Genomic DNA, 16538 nt, shown 5'->3' on the forward strand with positions numbered 1-16538 from the left:
ATTGTAAATAAGGTATCTCATTTTGTAACCAGGTAGGAATTTGTTGAAAAATAATCCTTCAGCAGATATGATATATACGGAGGAATGAAATGAAACTGATCGTAAAAGAAAATCGTGAAAAAGAACTGACTGTAACAGTAGAATACCCGGAACAAAATAATCAGGTATTACGAATTATCAATAAAATGAAATCCGAAGGAAAATTCTTGATAGGAAACGAAAGCGGACGCAGCTATAAAGTCCTAATACCAGAAATTTATTATATAGAAAGTATAGATAAGCGTACTTTCGTTTATACCAAAGATGCGGTGTTCAGAACCGATAAGCGTCTCTATCAACTTGAAAAAGAACTGAAAGAATATAGCTTTGTCAAAGTAAGCAGAAATTGTCTGCTTAATGCAGGTGAGCTCACACATTTGGAAGCTCTGACGAACAGCCGGTTAGAAGCAAATCTTACCAATGGTGAAAAAATAATTATATCGAGGACATATATTCCAGAAATAAAAAAAGTTGTTTTTAGGGGGGATTTGATATGAAAAAATATATACAAAGCTCATTGCTATTGTCATCGATAATCATTATTGTTGTAACCTTTATATCCTTTTTGTGTTTTGACTATACGCAGGACATGAAATTTATTTTTCAAATCGTGCTCATAGCATTTCTCGGTATGGCTGTCCATTATGCTGTAGCTTATATTTTTTATGATAGCTTTCTTAAGGAACTTATATGTGAGTACGTTGTTATTGAAATAACCGTTCTTATTGTCGGATGCATTAACGGTTGGTTCATACGGTCGAATTGGTGGATGTCATTTATATATATTACACCGATTTTTCTATTGGCCTATCTATTAGGAATAACTCATATAAAAAAAGAAATTCTATCCATAAACAAAAAACTTACGGAGAAAACAGAGGTGCCCGATGAAGAAAATAAATGATAGTGAAAGAAATATATATCCCTTTTTTATCATAACTTTGTTATGGACATGGGGGATGGGCTTTTCTCCTGTCATACTGGGATTGCAAGGGACGCCGCTGGGGACCTTTTTGTTTTACTTCGGCGGCGGTGCTCCTTCTGTTGTTGGGCTTTTCTTCGTATTTTTTACCTATTCCAAAGAGAAGAGAAGAAATTATTTTTATAGATGCTTCAATTTTAAACAAATGGGACTTAAATGCTTATTCGCTTTGCTGCTGTTTTTTTCTATCATTGCAATAATAGGAATATTTATTGGTATTTCTTTTTTTCATTCTCCGATACCGGAAATGACATTCATAAAAATGCTTATTAAAAGGCCATATATACTGCCGCTTATCATATTTATAAGCATTATTTCCGGCCCTCTGAACGAAGAATTCGGCTGGCGGGGCTTTGCTCTCGATATACTATTAAAAAAGTGGGGGTTTTGGAGTGCGTCTGCAATCTTAGGTTTCATTTGGGCCATTTGGCATTTGCCATGGTACTTTATGCCGGGGCAGGCACAATATGATTTATTGCAAAGATCATTATTCGATGCTTTCTTATTTATTCCATCCACCATGCTTTTCAGCTTTGTTGTAAGCTTCGTATATATCAAAACCAACCGAAGTGTGTTAGCCGGTGCAATTACTCATATGCTGAGCAACCTGATTACCAGTCAGCTTCTTGCACCCTGCACGGTTGAAATGAGTACAGTCATCCGATATACAAGTATGTTTTTTTGTACAGTAATTATCGTTTATAGTATTGTTTCCAAAAACTTCAAAAAAGAGCTTGCCCAAATACAATTTTAAGAAGTTCTTTTAACCCTCTATTACATAAAAACTGCGAGAAGACCGGTGAACGCGTCTGTCTTCCCGCAGTTTACTTATTTATCGATACACTCCATCATCCTCAGATCTTCCATCAAATCCACATCCGCATACGAGGTGAACGCCACGGCTTTTCTCATTTTAACAAGTGCTTCCTCTTTGTTGCCAAGGCGGAAAACAGCAATTGCATATCCCCGAAGCGCATAAGCATCTTCTTCATTCATCGCGATTGCCTTTTTATTATCCTCTTTGCAAATTTCATAATTGCCGCACATGTACTCCGCGTATGCCTTTGCCTTTAATATCTGTGCATTCTTACTATCTAACTTTGCTGCCCTTCTCAGCGCGAACGCTGCCTCTGAAAAGACCTCCTGTTTTATCAAGCCTTCTCCTAACAGGAGCAGTTCCTTCGCATCTTCATAAGACGAATATTTCGCTTCTATCTTCTCCATTTCCAGATGATAGGCACAGTATTGATTTTCGGAATAAATATCTCCGTTCATCGTTAGTCTCGTATTGGGGCAGCCCCCCAGGCATTTGCTGCCATAGGAACAGGTTTTGCAGGAGCCCTCCAATTTATCTTTTGTAAAGTTCCTCCGCCATGAAAAAGCATTTTCATCTTCCCATATTTCCCTGAGCGGACGTTCCCGCAAGCTTCCTTCAATATATTCCCTGTTTCGAATAGAGGTGCATCCCAGGATTTCTCCGTTATGTAATATTCCAAATCCCCTTATACCCGCATTACAGCCATCCCACATCGATACCATATCCGTCTCGTAAGAAATCTTTTTTACTTCCATTTCTTTCTTCGTATAGTAGCCGATGCAGTCTGCCGGGTAAATCTTGATCCTACCCTCTTTAGCCGTATCATAGCAAAAATCAATGATATCCTTTACCTGCTCCGGTTCGAGAAGCCAGTCCGGCCTCTCCTTCAGATTACCCATCGGCAAGCCTAACTGTACCTGCCATGTATCCACGCCCATCCGTATCAGTTCTTCCTTCAGAGAGCTTAGAATATCCATATTCTGCTTCGTTATTGTCGTGACCGCGCCGGTCTTTATTTTCAGTTCCTTCAAATTCCCAAAGGCCTGCTCGGCGTGCTCAAATGCTCCCTTCATTCGAATCTTATCATGAATCTCTTTCGTTCCATCAATACTGATGGCAACCGTGCCTACTCCGCTTTCTTTTAGCGTACAAGCCATGTCCATATCCAAAAGCCATCCGTTAGTAATGATATTTACAGAGACACCCCGCTCCGATAAGCGCCTGATCAGTGAGGTAATATCCTTTCTCGTAAGAGGCTCTCCTCCTGATAGTGTAACCCATTTCAGTCCCATGTCGGCAATCTGCCCGCAAACGTCCAACGCCTCGTCCGTATTCAATTCGTCCGGCAGCGGATTCGTACAAGAAGACCCGCAATGTCCGCATCTCATGTTGCATCCCATCGTCACTTCCCATACACAGGTAATCGGTCGATAATCCATATGTTCTCTTCCTCCTTAGCAATTGGGAAATCCGTAAGGTCTCGCATCTTTCGTCCACTCCATGCACGGATAGCCATATTTTAAATTTGCATCCTGTACACCGCATGGATAGCCATACTTCAAATTCGCTTCCTGCACTCCGCAGGGGTAACCATACTTCAAATTCGTCATCTCCTGCACTCCGCAGGAATAACCATATTTCAGATTCGCTTCCTGCACTCCGCAGGGATATCCGTACTTCAAGTTCGCTTCCTGCACTCCGCAGGGATATCCATATTTCAAGTTCGCTTCCTGCACTCCGCAGGGATATCCGTATTTCAAGTTCGCTTCCTTCGCTCCGCAAGAATAGCCATACATTAAGTTCGCTTCCTTCACTCCGCATGGATAGCCGTATTTCACCGTTGCTTCAAGCTCATCGGCAGGATATCCGTACTTTGCATTCACAGCCTGTGCTTCGCAAGGATAACCGTACTTCATCACAGCCTCTCCGCCATACACAAAGCCGTACGGCATCGCTGCATTCGCCGCATTTTCGCTGAACGTCACGAATTCCTCCGAGTCGCTTTGTACGATTCTCACCTTTAAGGTATATTCGTTTTCAACCTTCGTCAAATCGCTCAAACAGGCGAGTATAAATTTGATCTCCACATTCGGCTGCTCTCCCGATGTTGCCTGAAAATAAAATTTCTGGATAACCGGACCCATCCGTAAAGACGGTTCATTTTCCGTTCCCATGAGAACGATTCCCTCTGGCATGGAAGAAACACACCACCCATAATTTGTCGAACCTAACATCGACTGAAGCGCCACTGTAAAAGCCTTTCCTTGCAATACTACAAATTCCTGTTCCATTTTGCATATCCCCTTTCTCTGCTTCCCATATCGTATTTTCACTGTTTTGCCGGTAAAACTTCTACCAGTCCTTTTCATTTTATCACAAATGGACCGGCACTCTATAGTTTGGCGCTAAAACACAATATTTTGGCTTTAAAAGTTGAAAAATGATTTTTCCTATAGTATGATGTTATATAATAAACATAGGGGAACTTAACATATGAATATAGCGATTATTGATGACCTGAATACAGACAGGAAGACCATTACGAAGCATCTGCATACATATTTCTCCAAACACTACTCCGGCATAGCGCTTTTTATTCATACCTTTGAAAGCGGTGAAGCCTTTTTACGCGTGTTCCAGCAGGATTCCTTCGATTTTATTTTTATAGACTATTACATGGACGGGCTGTCCGGGCTGGATACCGCGCGGGCTATCCGCGCCGTCGATTCCAGTGTTATTTTAATTTTCACCACCGCCAGCAGAGACTATGCCGTAGACAGCTATAAGGTCAAGGCCTCAGGTTATCTGGTCAAACCTATTCTCTACGGAGACTTTTCGGAGATTCTCTCCCTGATAGATTTACATCAAATACGAAACAGACGCTTCATCGAGATTATAAACGGATATGAAAAAGTGAAGATTCTTCTGAAAGACATTATATTCTGTGATATCTCAGGACACTACGTACAGATTCATACGGAAAGCCTCGGGCTGCAGCGCACTCGCATGACATTCTCGGAATTGGTTCGTTTGTTAAAAGCTTACCGCGAATTTCTCGTCTGTTACCGCGGGTGCCTTATCAATATGAATCAAGTCCATCATATCGACGATTTCACGTTCTTTATGAACGGAGGAGAGCGGATTCCTCTTCGCAAAAAGGAACAGCACGAGATTCTCGAGGCTTATTCCCGATTTCTGTTTGAGAAAGCGAGGGAACAATACTTATGAGTCTTTTTCGTCTGCTCGAAATATCGGTTTACCAGCTCTTTGATCTTTTCCCGAACCTTATATTGGCAATCGTCCCCTTCCGGGATTCCATGCGATTTTCCAAAAGAAATACCACAATTATCGTTCTGGTTCTTTATGCTCTGCTGGTCTGCAGCAGAATACTCGCTCTTAAGGGCATTTCAGTTGCTGCGTTTATGACCACTCTATGGATCATTTTATATCTTTGCTTCTATATGATCTGCATACGCGCCCAGCTCACCAAGCTTCTTTTCGTTCTATTGACCGTTTTAAATTACGGAAGCTTTGTAGCAATTATTTACAGCCACTTCGCCTTCCAGCGGTTTCCTTTAGCCATAGCCAGACCGTATTCTTTTTTCTCCACCGGAATTCTTCTTTTGACCTACTCTGTCAGCTATCCTATCCTTTATCGGATGGTGAACCGCAAGCTTAAGATCCTCATCACATTCCCTGAGAACAACAAGTTCTGGCGTTACTTATGGCTTGTTCCTGCCACCTTCTGTCTTTCTTATTATTACAATCTGTATGCCAATGGGGGAATTATCTCTTTTTCTACCGAACTTAATAACGTCCTGTTTGCGGCATTTTTTAATTTAGGAGCACTCTTTGTTACCTATCTCGTCATGCATCTGCTGGGAGAAAGCAACGCTAACCTCAAGCTGAAAGCGGAGAACTATCAGCTGGGCATGCAGTCCATGCAGTATGAGAACTTAAAAGGACGCATGGAAGATGCCCGCAGGGCAAAACACGATTTGCGCCAGATCCTGGCAGTTGTTCAGTCTTATTTAAAGGACGATGACAAGGAGGGATTGTCGGAATACATGCACCGGTACGAGATATCTCTCCCTTCCGCTTCTCCCATTTCTTATTGCGGGGACTACGCGCTCAATGCCCTTATCGTTTACTACGCAGACATGGCGGAGGCCAAACACATCTCCTTTGACGCAAAGGTGCAATATCCTGACAGTCTGGATATCACCGATACCGATGCCGCTGTTTTGTTTGGAAATCTTCTTGAAAATGCAATAGAAGCGTGCATACGCCAAACACAAGAGAGGCGCTTCATCTTGCTGCGCACGAAAGCAATACAAGGCATGCTGGTCATAACTTTGGATAATTCCTATTCGGGCTCTATAGAAAGGCTGGGAGATATTTTCCTTTCTTCCAAATCAAAAAGAGAAGGAATCGGAACTTCTTCCATACAAAAAATAGCAAAAAAATATAACGGAACGGCACAATTTCACTTCGATGATACAAGTTTCCACGCATCGGTTATATTGAACACGCATATACACTATTAATGAGACAACGTTCTATATGTCTAAAGGAGGATTAGGTTGAAAAATAAAAGCTTTTTTCAACATCCTGATTTATACGTGTGCCAAAGCACACAGATAGGAGTCAATATGAATTATAATTTTAAAAAAGGTGATATTGTTGTTTTCAAAGCGGAGGACGACCCGCTTAGCAAAGCGATTGCATGGTTTACTAAGAGCGATGTCTCTCATGCCGCAATGGTTTACTCCGAGGATTCCATCGTAGAGATGGGTGCCGGCGGTATCGGCGTACACGAAATTGGGATATCGGAGGGCGATGAAGTATATGTGATGCGCTTAAGCCCCGAGCTTGATGCTGCCCCTCTCATCCGCTCGGCCGACGTTTATCTGGATGCGAAGGTACGTTACGATTTTCCGGCACTTTTCATTCTTGCTGGGTTGCTCATCTTCAAGAAAATATATCCGTCTTCTCCGCTCATAAAAATCACAGACCTTATTTTGTCCGCCGCTTGCTGTGCACTGGATAAAATAATAAACAGCATCATCTATCAGGACGATACGTCCGCCATGGTCTGCTCGCAGCTCGTCTATCAGATTTATTATGACTGCGGCGGCGACTACCGAATCCGTATCGAAAACGGCTGTGTCTTCAACAGCCAAGCCGTGGATGGCGCTCCGGGCTCCATAAGACTTATAGACTTGGCAAGGGATAAAACCTTTCCACAGCCGGACCTTCTCATGTCCGCTCTCTCGTCAAGCATTGCAATATCCGATGGGCTGATGCAGGAGCTTTATGAGTTGCTCGTCAGCTCCGAGCAAGGATCGGATACCAGCGTTGCACACGTCGGACTGCTGCCTCAGGAGCTGAATAAAACGCTGGCGCTCACAGCAAAATTCATAGAACTGCTGGAACGCCTTTTAGAACTAACGGGATATAATATGCCGCTGGAAGCCCTGTTCGTCACCCCGGGAGACTTGGTCTATCATGCGGAAAATTTAAAAAACACAGGAACAGTAAATCTTACGAGGCTTCATATTTCAAGAGACCTCATCTTCAAATAGGCGTATCAGAGCACTTCCATTTGCTCCGCCTTTTCAAGGCTTGCGCGAATGATTTTCTCATTCTCCTCATCCAATTGGGGAATCCTGGAAATCATTCTGCGTATGTCCTTGCCGCACTCCTCCCACTCCTGCTTCTTTAGAAGGCAGGCTTCATAGTTCAGACGCATGAATTCCTCTTTTTCCATTTCATCCTTTAAGAATTCATCATAATATCCTTCTATATTGCAGAATATAGGCCGATTCTCATATATTCTGCAAAGCATCGTCTCCATATCCAGATGCCTGCATATTCCATCGCCGTCATGAAGCTGCGCCGTTATCTCATTCCTATCCAATCCGATACAGCATAATCCGCATTTGTCACAGTCGAACATAATCTCTTTCCCCTCTTTCGTTTTTCTTAGATTTCTCCAAATTCAGCGTATCATGTCATTTATCTTAAGTCAACGGCTTTGCGTTTACTACAATCTATTTCTCCCGTCCGCTATTGATTTCCTGGATGAGCCTATCCTGCCTTTTGGCACTGCGAAACACTGAACTGTAATAAATAAAAGCTCCTATCATATAAGGAACCGTAAAGCTGATTATGATATCCTTATATCCGCCCTCGCTTACTTCAGTGAAAAAGCTGGAAATGAACACGAGCAAAAGTACAAGCCCCATTGCAATGACATATTGAATGATAATCATAACGACCGGTGACCACTCGTCGAACAGGTGATGGATAGAAAGCACCAATACAGCTATCGTACACAAAAGAAGCATAGCTATTGAATTGTAATGACTGCCTGAGGCCCTTCCCCGCAGCAAATCAATAATTACATTTACCATGGATAATATCGTATAGCTGATACATATGGCAATCGGTATTTCAACACCTCTTAATATTCTCATCTTCAAGCTCCTTCCTAAATCGATTTTCTGATTTCCTGCAGATAATCTTCAAACGCCCGTTTATACCCTCTGTTGATCTGAAGCCTTTCACCGTTTTTCAAAATAGCGCTGATCCTCATATTGGGTTCCGGCTTTATTCTTTTTATCTTATAGATATTTACCAAATTGGATTTATTAATGCGGATAAATCCAAAAGGCTTTAATTCTTCCTCCAGTAAAGAAAGCGTCTTTGCCACCTGATAAGTGCTTTCCTCCGTGTACGCGAAGGTCCTCCGGTCTACGGTATCAAAATAATAAATATCTTCCGTCTCCAGAAGAATTTTCTCTTCCTCCGCCATTCCATACAAAACCGGCCTTTCATTTTGGGCAATGGATATGATTTGCTTCACAGCAGGTGTCATTTTCGAATAATAAATATCGATTTTCTCCTCGCCTTCCTTTGCCTTTCGCAGGTTTAAAACAAACATAATCCTCCCTCACGGCCCCTTTCGTTAAGCAGCCTTACTCTTTCCATCCTTCCTTAAGGACCTTATTCCCTTTTCCTTAAGCGGCCTTATTCGCTCTCCTCAAGCAACCCTATTCTTCCAAAAAAGAAAAAACAGCTTCTTCATATTCCTTCGGATAATCGATAATGCCTTTTACATGCACACTATCAAAATAACATATCTTTTTCTCTTCTGCCACTATATTTGCGAACATCTCCTGCGCCTTTTCATCAGATACTATCACATCCTGCGACATTTGAAGCATCAGAGTATCGATATGATTCTCCTTCATCTTCTCACAGACATCCGCATCGTCAAATCCAAACCCATAAAAATTCTTCAAATACCAGTCTCCGCACGCAACTACATAATCCTCCGGTATTCCTTCCGTATCCATCTCTCTCCACACACCAAGAAACATACTTTTCATGCTATCGAAGCAGGAATCCAAAATTACAGCATCTACCATCTCACCTGCGTTCTCCGTTGCCGCATAGAGGGCCACCGTAGCCGCCCCCATCGACTGTCCGTGCAGTACAACTTTTTGAGATGATAACTCGTCTTTCGCATATTGGACTGCCGCCTTCACATCCAGCTTCTCAAAGTATCCAAAGCTTACCTTATCGTTCCGCGAATCCCCCGAAGCCCTTTGATCGATAGCAATCACATTCCATCCATTTCTCAGATAAATCTCTGCAACCGGATACATGCTCACATGATCTCCCCCTGCTCCATGTACAAGAATCGCCGTATTCCCCTTCTTTTTATCTGCAAAAACTGCCATAGGCACCTGATTCCCGTCCTCTGCCGTCGCCACAGTCATTTCCGGTTCATACTGCTCATTAAATCCGTTTAAATCATATCCCCAGATTTCCAACTGCTTTACGCTATTCCCCTTCGTATCGTTTCCCTCATTCATATGTAGAAGCCCTTCCGCTACCTGCTTCCCCACATATATGCTGAATGTGACGCAAACAGTAGTTAGAACTGCCACTATCACTCCTATGATGATTCCTGTTCTCTTCCCAATTCTCTTTTTCGTTTTCATTCCTATACCCTTTCCTTACACATCAGTTATTTACCCTATACAGTTGTTTTGCATTTCAACCCCGAGCCACTTATCTTATTATATCTATAGAAATAAAAAAAACATGGATTCGTGCATATCCTGCACTCCTCCATGTATAAACTGCATTTACTGCCGGTACAGCCCATCGATTTCTCCCGCCGTATCCTCCGGCAGAGAATCAAAAAGATAATTCTTCTCCCTTGGCTGCTTATTCGAATAATCCTCTTTTATTTTCTTATTTGCCGCCTCTATCTCTTCCCTCAGCTCTCTGGCAGAGAACAGGTCACAGCCCTGTCCCCTGATAATTATCTGCTCCAGCCCATCCGAGGTCGCCACCGTTACCTTGTATTTTCTCCCGTTCTCATGGGCGAATTTCTCGATATACATGTCCGCCGTCTCGGCCTCCTTCGTATAGACCACATGGATATTATGATAATCCAGTATCTCCGTATCATGCCCTTTTACCCGATAAGCGTCGAACACTACAATGAGCTTGCATCGCTTGATCGCCTGATAATTACAGAGAATGTCCATCAGCTTCCCTCTGGCGCCATCGATACTCACCATAGCCAATTCCTTCAGATCCTCCCACGCAAATATCACATTATAGCCGTCTACCAATAAATATTCCTCTTTCAGCTCCGGCTTCTTCCATTCGTAGACCGCAGGAGACGAAGACACTGAAGGCTTCCTTTCTTCACGTTTCATACTTCCGCGATAGCCCCGGCGCACATCATCCTTGCCCTTTTTGTTGGCGTAAAGCACCCTCTCTAAGATAGCGTCCACTTCCTCCGTTCCTATCCATCGTTCCTCTTTTTCTGAAGACGTCGCTTTTCTTTCTCTGCCTTCGCTCTCCTCTTCCTTCTCCGGACTTGACAGGCGGCTTTCCACATGCATGTATTCCTTAACCTTATCCCAGCTCACCGTAAATCCTGCTCCATGAGCACAGAATACGGAGCCTGTAGGATTCTCAATATCCTTCTCCGAATCATATCCTGCTTTTTCTATTATTTCCTCCGCATTGTGGCAGGGGGCATAGCCCTTTACCGTACAGAATAGTCTTCCGCAGCCCTTGGTATAGGCAGTTACTTCTTTGGAATAGTCCTGCATCGTAATGACAGGGGCATATCCGGTCAAAACTGCACTCTCCCCTTCGGCATGAGGCGCCCCAAAGGTTCCACACATTTTCTCGATATCTGTCATCGCTCGTCCTACCAGCTTTTCCGGCACTTCCAGACGAAATTCATAATAAGGTTCCAGCAGTACCGACTGTGCCTCCTTTAACCCCTGACGCAAAGCCCGGTAGGTAGCCTGCCTGAAATCGCCGCCCTCCGTATGCTTTTGATGTGCCCTTCCTGCAACCAGTGTAATCTTCATATCGGTGATTCCCGCACCGATCAATACTCCCTTATGCTCCTTCTCTTCCAGGTGCGTCAATACTAAACGCTGCCAGTTCCTATCCAATAAATCCTCGCTGCAAGATACCTCAAAGCTAAGCCCGCTTCCGGCTTGAGCAGGCTCTAACAGCAAATGAACTTCCGCATAATGCCTCAATGGCTCGAAATGCCCTACTCCTTCCACACGGTTTGCAATGGTTTCTTTATACACGATGTTTCCCGTACCGAATTCGACTGTTACTCCAAAACGTTCCTTAATCAGGCTTTTTAAGATTTCGGTCTGTACCTCTCCCATAAGCTTAGCCTGTATTTCCTTTAAAGTCTCGTCAAAGGCAATATGAAGCTGAGGGTCCTCTTCCTCCAATTGACGAAGCTTCGGCAGCATTACCGTCGCATCGCAGTCCCCCGGCAAATCAATTCGGTAGGTAAGCACCGGCTCTAACACAGGCTGAGCGGAAGACTCCTCGGCCCCCAGGCCTTCACCCGGGCGCGTCTTGCTAAGACCGGTTACCGCACAGATGCAACCCGCCTGCACCTCCTCCGAAGTTCTATACTTTTCGCCGGAATAAATGCGGATCTGATTGACCTTTTCCTCCCAGATCTCTCCATTCAGATATCCGGAAATCACCTCTCTTGTACGCAGGTTTCCTCCCGTAAGTTTCATAAAGGTAAGCCGATTGCCCTGCTCGTCCCGGGCAATCTTAAAAACCTTCGCCCCAAAAGTGTCAGAGTACCTTGGCCGATCTGTATAGGTTTCTATTCCCTGCAGGAAGCTCTCTACTCCATCCAGCTTCAGCGCCGAGCCAAAATAGCAGGGAAATAAATTCCGCTGTAAAATGAGTCCCCTTATTTCCTCCGTCTCCACCCTTCCCATCTCCAGAAATTGATTCAGCGCCTTCTCATCGGTCATAGCTATATTTTCATAAAACGCTTCTGTCTCCTCTTCAAAACAGATACACCCCTCCTCCAGGCGGCTCTTAAGCTCCGCCAGAAGTGCTGCCTTATCCGTTCCATTCTGATCCATCTTATTGATGAACAAAAATGTGGGAATCTGATATTTCTTAAGCAGGCGCCATAAAGTCTGCGTATGTCCCTGCACGCCGTCTGCTCCGCTTATGACGAGTATCGCATAATCCAGCACTTGTAATGTCCGCTCCATCTCCGCTGAAAAGTCTACATGCCCCGGCGTATCCAGAAGAGTGAGCCGCATATCCCCAAACTCAAGCACCGCCTGTTTGGAAAATATAGTAATCCCCCGCTCCCGCTCCAAAAAATAGGTGTCCAAAAATGCATCTTTGTTATCCACCCTTCCCATCTTTCTGATACCACCGCTTTCGTATAACAGCGCCTCCGATAAAGTTGTCTTTCCGGCATCCACATGTGCCAATATTCCAATTACCAATTCCTTCATTACGTTTTTCCGTTCTTTAATCTATTGAGATATTATTTGTCTGAATAAAGGTATACTTCGCACAGCTTTTGTCCCGCATGTGTAGCTGCGCATCCATATTTTATGTAACAGAAATACTTTCCTGTTACATAAAAAAGAACTTATATATCACGTAAATAGTAACATATAAGTTCCTTATTGTAAAAATTATATCCACTTCATAAATATATGTTACTGTTCACTCCGTTATCAGTAACGCATGATTTCTGCAATGCAAAATTTTTGCATTTAAATTCGCCTGCGAAGCAGAAATCATCTCTTGCATCACGTTCTTACGTAGCTTAACAGCAACCTATTTCCATCAGCTTATATCTTAGCTCACATAGTTATCGAAATATCCCTGAACCAGGATAATCGGTGTTCCCTTATCTCCCGAGCCGCTGGTCAGGTCGCAGAGCGAACCGATCAAGTCTGTAAGCTTTCTGGGCGTTGTTCCCTGAGACGCCATATCTCCTACCAAATCGTCCTTCTTCTCCTTGATACGATTCGTAATCGCGTCCTTTAACGCTTCACCGGATAAATCCTTGAAATCGTTATCCGCAAGATATTTCAGCTTTATCTCGTTAGGTGTTCCCTCTAAGCCCGGCGTGCTGGCAGGGGATACGCAAGGGTCGGCAAGTTCCCAAATCTTTCCTACGGGATCCTTAAAGGCACCGTCGCCATATACCATAACCTCTACGTATTTTCCGGTTTTTGAAAGGATTTCCTTCTGGACGTCCATAACCAGATCCGTACAATCCTTAGGGAACAGCTTAATCGCATCCTCAGTGGATTTATTGGAACCAAGAAGTCCGTATTTTTCATTATAGCCGCTTCCGTCAATGGAATTTGTAAGAATGTCATCCATTCCGTAAACTGCCTCTGCTCCGCATGCCTTCAATATCTTTTTTGTGCGGAAACGGGTGTGAATATCACAGTTAAGAACCTTTTTCGTATATCCTAAAATCTTCCTCGAGTCATTAGCAAAAATCACTTCAACCTCGGCGCCTGCCTCTTTGATTAAATCGCTGTAATATTGTACATAATCCACTCCGGTAAAAGGATGTTTATTCTCTCCGAACAATTCTCTATATTTTTCAAGGGTAAGCACGTCGCTGTACGGGTTAATACCTGCTTCATCCAGCTTGTCGATAGAAACAAGCTCATTTCCAACCTCGTCGCTGGGATAACTCAGCATAAGTACTATTTTGTCAGCACCTTTCGCAATTCCTTTTAAACAGATGGCAAAACGGTTTCTCGACAAAATAGGGAAGATAACGCCAATCGTTCCGCCTCCCAGCTTCTTTTTCACATCTTGTGCTATATGGTCAATGGAAGCATAGTTTCCCTGCGCGCGTGCGACCACAGATTCCGTTACCGCGATAACATCTCTGTCCCGAAGTTCAAAGCCCTCACTTTGCGCAGCTTCCAGCACGCTGTCCGTTACGATCTTTACCAAATCGTCCCCTTCCCTGATAATAGGGCAACGAATCCCCCTCGATATTGTTCCTACTTTTCTCTCCATAGTTTCCCTTCTTTCCTGTGCTTTTGTCGTGCGCGCAGCTTGCCGCACACTTTATTATTATAATAGAAAATGGATATAAAGAAAAGAGGATTCTACTTTTTTCCTTTTTCATATTTATACAAGACATTGTCAGCATGGATATAGCTTCTCAAAAATAACCGGCCTCGTTAATTTACCGAGACAGACAATATCCCTGGCATAGCAGCAGTTTTCCCAATAACCGGCCGTTCCGATCTGTATATTATCATAAACCTTAAAATAATATTCGCATGTGGCCGTATTTACAAAAGCCGTATATTTTGTGTAATCATAGGTATCACGGCCGGTCATTACCACCCCTTTCGGAATGGAAACACTCTCCATAGTATGAAAGCAGGCCATGACCATGCCCGCCTCGTCCCCTGGCAGCTCAATATGTGTCTTGATAAATGCCGTCCTTACGAACCTCTCCGGAGAAGTATATCCGCCAGGCAGCGGCATAGTGCCTCCCGCTTGCCCAAAAGGACTTAATCTCGTATTTCCCCACCATGCTTCGGAAATCTGTTTCGGCGATACGCTCATATAATTTCTTAAATTGACCATCTGCCATTGATAATCAGGGCTGTTAGCCATAACACCAATATCATTGTCAAATAATTCAAGTCCTCTTTTCGTTTGTTCTATAATAATGCTTTTTCCGCTTCTATCCACAGCCATCCAGTGGAGAGGAGCCACCGTCTCTGTTACGGGATCCGGCATACCGATGAGATATGTATTCTGTATAAGCTCTTTCAGTCCCTCTATATCACTGCATCTCCCCAGAATATAATGAAGAAAATCCCATGAATTAATTGGATTCTTGCCCATATGTACGATTCTCATATTATTCTCGTTATATTCTTCATATTGGGCATAGTCAGCAAAATAAAGTGCCGCTGCGGCAAAACCTCTTTCGTTTACTCCATCAAAAAATCCCAGCTTTCCATCTCTTTCCTGTCCGATTCCGATGAAGCCGAAGTGATTTCTTAAAACGTGCATGTTTAAAATATTATTCCATTCATAATTAGGCGGCACAACATACAAATGCGGTTCTATATCATAAGAAAAATCCATATTTCGCCCAAAAAAGGTTTCACCGCCCTGTGACTGTAAGGTGATCGCTGTACACATAATTTAACTCCTTTCCATACATTATATTGTACACAAAATCGTTCTATGCCATCAGGACCCTTTTCCTGTACTACCGCATTTTGTTTTCATCGGCTTTTTCAAAAATCGGACGTATGAAAAAGGAAGGAATACATACCAATTCCTTCCATCCATCCATACTTTTATTTCATTTGAATAAACCACTTCGCGGATTCGGATAAATCATCGCAATCATAATCTGTTGTCTTAGTACAGGAGACTTTAAAGAATGCAGAAGTTTCCTCTTTGTTTGACAAATTCCACGCTATATAACTGATGCTATGGCTTTCCAGAAGTTCTATCCATTTATCTGCTTCCTCAACATTGACGGCTCCGCTGCCGGAGGCATCACAAATGCCAAATTCACTTACAAAAATTGGACGCCCTCCATCATGTGCCAGCTTTAACTTGCTGCGCAGCTCTTCTCTGTGAGTATCCGCATAAAAATGCAACACATACATCAAATTGTCATAGCCGGTAATAGGATCCACCTGCGCTTTATCTACTTCCTGGGACCATGTCGGGGTGCCCACCAAAATAATAGCATCCTCATCATTTTGCCGGATTACCGGAATCACCTCATCTGCATAGGCCTTTATCTCCGGCCAATCCACATCTCCATTTGGTTCATTACAGATTTCATAAATCACATTATCATACTCTTGATACCGTTTTGAACTTTCCTTAAAAAAAGCAAGGCTTTGCTCTTTGTTTTGATTAGGATTGCCATCGCTTAAAATGTGCCAGTCGATAATAACATAAAGTCCAAGATCTGCCGCCGCAAGAACTCCTTTATGAATGACATCCTTAAGCATCTGCCGATTGTCATCGTCTCCCACACAATAGCCGTTCTCCTCCGCCGTATACATCGCCAGACGAACCACTTCAATTCCCCACTCATCTCTCATAAACCGAAAACTTTCCTGGTTTACATATTGAGGATACCATGACAATCCATGTGTACTGACTCCTCTTAAAGCAACCGCGTTTCCATTTCTGTCTACTAATTGATTGCCCTTTACGGATAAAGCGCCGTAGCGCTCTACCGGCGTTGTTCCTGCTATCTTTACATTTTTATTTTCTACATCTCCCATACTTGTTTATCTCCCCTATACAATATGCATGATATCTATACTACAAAAGTGTTTT

16 protein-coding genes are annotated in these 16538 nt (G+C 43.3%); 6 read left to right on the forward strand and 10 right to left on the reverse strand.

The window, feature by feature from the left end:
• Positions 1–89: 89 nt before the first annotated feature.
• Genes CC90_RS0110035 through CC90_RS23075 form a run of 3 tightly spaced genes read left to right on the forward strand, consistent with a single transcriptional unit; the run spans position 90 to position 1775 of the window.
• Complete coding sequence (locus CC90_RS0110035; RefSeq protein ID WP_031390638.1) at positions 90–536, forward strand: LytTR family DNA-binding domain-containing protein; 447 nt, start codon at positions 90–92, stop codon at positions 534–536.
• Positions 533–943 (forward strand): DUF3021 family protein, encoded by a 411-nt coding sequence (locus tag CC90_RS0110040; protein ID WP_031390639.1) that lies wholly within the window; start codon positions 533–535, stop codon positions 941–943. Before CC90_RS0110035 ends, CC90_RS0110040 begins: the two co-directional genes overlap by 4 nt.
• Positions 927–1775: a CPBP family intramembrane glutamic endopeptidase gene (locus tag CC90_RS23075; RefSeq protein WP_031390640.1), complete on the forward strand. Its 849-nt coding sequence runs from the start codon at positions 927–929 to the stop codon at positions 1773–1775. The genes CC90_RS0110040 and CC90_RS23075 overlap by 17 nt, the downstream gene beginning before the upstream one ends.
• A gap of 74 nt (positions 1776–1849) precedes the next feature.
• Here CC90_RS23075 and CC90_RS0110050 read toward each other — a convergent pair whose 3' ends face one another.
• Both CC90_RS0110050 and CC90_RS0110055 read right to left on the reverse strand, forming a co-directional pair.
• Positions 1850–3277, reverse strand: a complete 1428-nt coding sequence (locus CC90_RS0110050; protein ID WP_051869376.1) for a radical SAM/SPASM domain-containing protein — start codon at positions 3275–3277, stop codon at positions 1850–1852.
• Between the two features lie 15 nt (positions 3278–3292).
• On the reverse strand, positions 3293–4129 hold the full coding sequence (locus tag CC90_RS0110055) for a hypothetical protein (RefSeq protein ID WP_031390642.1): 837 nt from the start codon (positions 4127–4129) through the stop codon (positions 3293–3295).
• Between the two features lie 202 nt (positions 4130–4331).
• On the opposite strand from CC90_RS0110055, the gene CC90_RS0110060 reads away from it, so the two are divergent.
• The 3 genes from CC90_RS0110060 (at position 4332) to CC90_RS0110070 (ending at position 7423) form a co-directional block, all read left to right on the forward strand.
• The gene (locus tag CC90_RS0110060) at positions 4332–5066 is read left to right on the forward strand and encodes a LytR/AlgR family response regulator transcription factor (RefSeq protein ID WP_031390643.1); all 735 of its coding nucleotides are present in this window, start codon (positions 4332–4334) and stop codon (positions 5064–5066) included.
• A complete protein-coding gene (locus tag CC90_RS23080) occupies positions 5063–6385 on the forward strand; it encodes a sensor histidine kinase (RefSeq protein ID WP_051869377.1) in 1323 nt (440 codons plus the stop codon). The genes CC90_RS0110060 and CC90_RS23080 overlap by 4 nt, the downstream gene beginning before the upstream one ends.
• Before the next feature lie 105 nt (positions 6386–6490).
• Positions 6491–7423 (forward strand): hypothetical protein, encoded by a 933-nt coding sequence (locus CC90_RS0110070; RefSeq protein WP_157837545.1) that lies wholly within the window; start codon positions 6491–6493, stop codon positions 7421–7423.
• 5 nt (positions 7424–7428) lie between these two features.
• Here CC90_RS0110070 and CC90_RS24385 read toward each other — a convergent pair whose 3' ends face one another.
• From CC90_RS24385 to CC90_RS0110115, 8 genes are all read right to left on the reverse strand, one after another.
• On the reverse strand, positions 7429–7797 hold the full coding sequence (locus CC90_RS24385; protein WP_198528777.1) for a YkgJ family cysteine cluster protein: 369 nt from the start codon (positions 7795–7797) through the stop codon (positions 7429–7431).
• Between the two features lie 94 nt (positions 7798–7891).
• A complete protein-coding gene (locus tag CC90_RS0110080; protein ID WP_031390647.1) occupies positions 7892–8317 on the reverse strand; it encodes a DUF6608 family protein in 426 nt (141 codons plus the stop codon).
• Positions 8318–8331: 14 nt separating this feature from the next.
• A complete protein-coding gene (locus CC90_RS0110085; RefSeq protein WP_031390648.1) occupies positions 8332–8784 on the reverse strand; it encodes a LytTR family DNA-binding domain-containing protein in 453 nt (150 codons plus the stop codon).
• A 109-nt stretch (positions 8785–8893) separates the two neighbouring features.
• Positions 8894–9850 carry an alpha/beta hydrolase gene (locus CC90_RS0110090; protein ID WP_031390649.1) on the reverse strand — a complete coding sequence of 319 codons (957 nt, stop codon included), beginning with the start codon at positions 9848–9850 and terminating at the stop codon, positions 8894–8896.
• A 147-nt stretch (positions 9851–9997) separates the two neighbouring features.
• A complete protein-coding gene (locus tag CC90_RS0110095) occupies positions 9998–12679 on the reverse strand; it encodes a translation factor GTPase family protein (RefSeq protein WP_031390650.1) in 2682 nt (893 codons plus the stop codon).
• A 352-nt stretch (positions 12680–13031) separates the two neighbouring features.
• On the reverse strand, positions 13032–14222 hold the full coding sequence (locus CC90_RS0110100; protein WP_031390651.1) for a coenzyme F420-0:L-glutamate ligase: 1191 nt from the start codon (positions 14220–14222) through the stop codon (positions 13032–13034).
• A 129-nt stretch (positions 14223–14351) separates the two neighbouring features.
• Positions 14352–15371 carry a linear amide C-N hydrolase gene (locus CC90_RS0110105; protein ID WP_031390652.1) on the reverse strand — a complete coding sequence of 340 codons (1020 nt, stop codon included), beginning with the start codon at positions 15369–15371 and terminating at the stop codon, positions 14352–14354.
• A 161-nt stretch (positions 15372–15532) separates the two neighbouring features.
• Complete coding sequence (locus CC90_RS0110115; RefSeq protein WP_051869378.1) at positions 15533–16483, reverse strand: glycoside hydrolase family 5 protein; 951 nt, start codon at positions 16481–16483, stop codon at positions 15533–15535.
• Positions 16484–16538 lie beyond the last annotated feature (55 nt).

It is taken from the genome of Kineothrix alysoides (genome assembly GCF_000732725.1).
Taxonomy (GTDB): Bacteria; Bacillota; Clostridia; order Lachnospirales; family Lachnospiraceae; genus Kineothrix; species Kineothrix alysoides.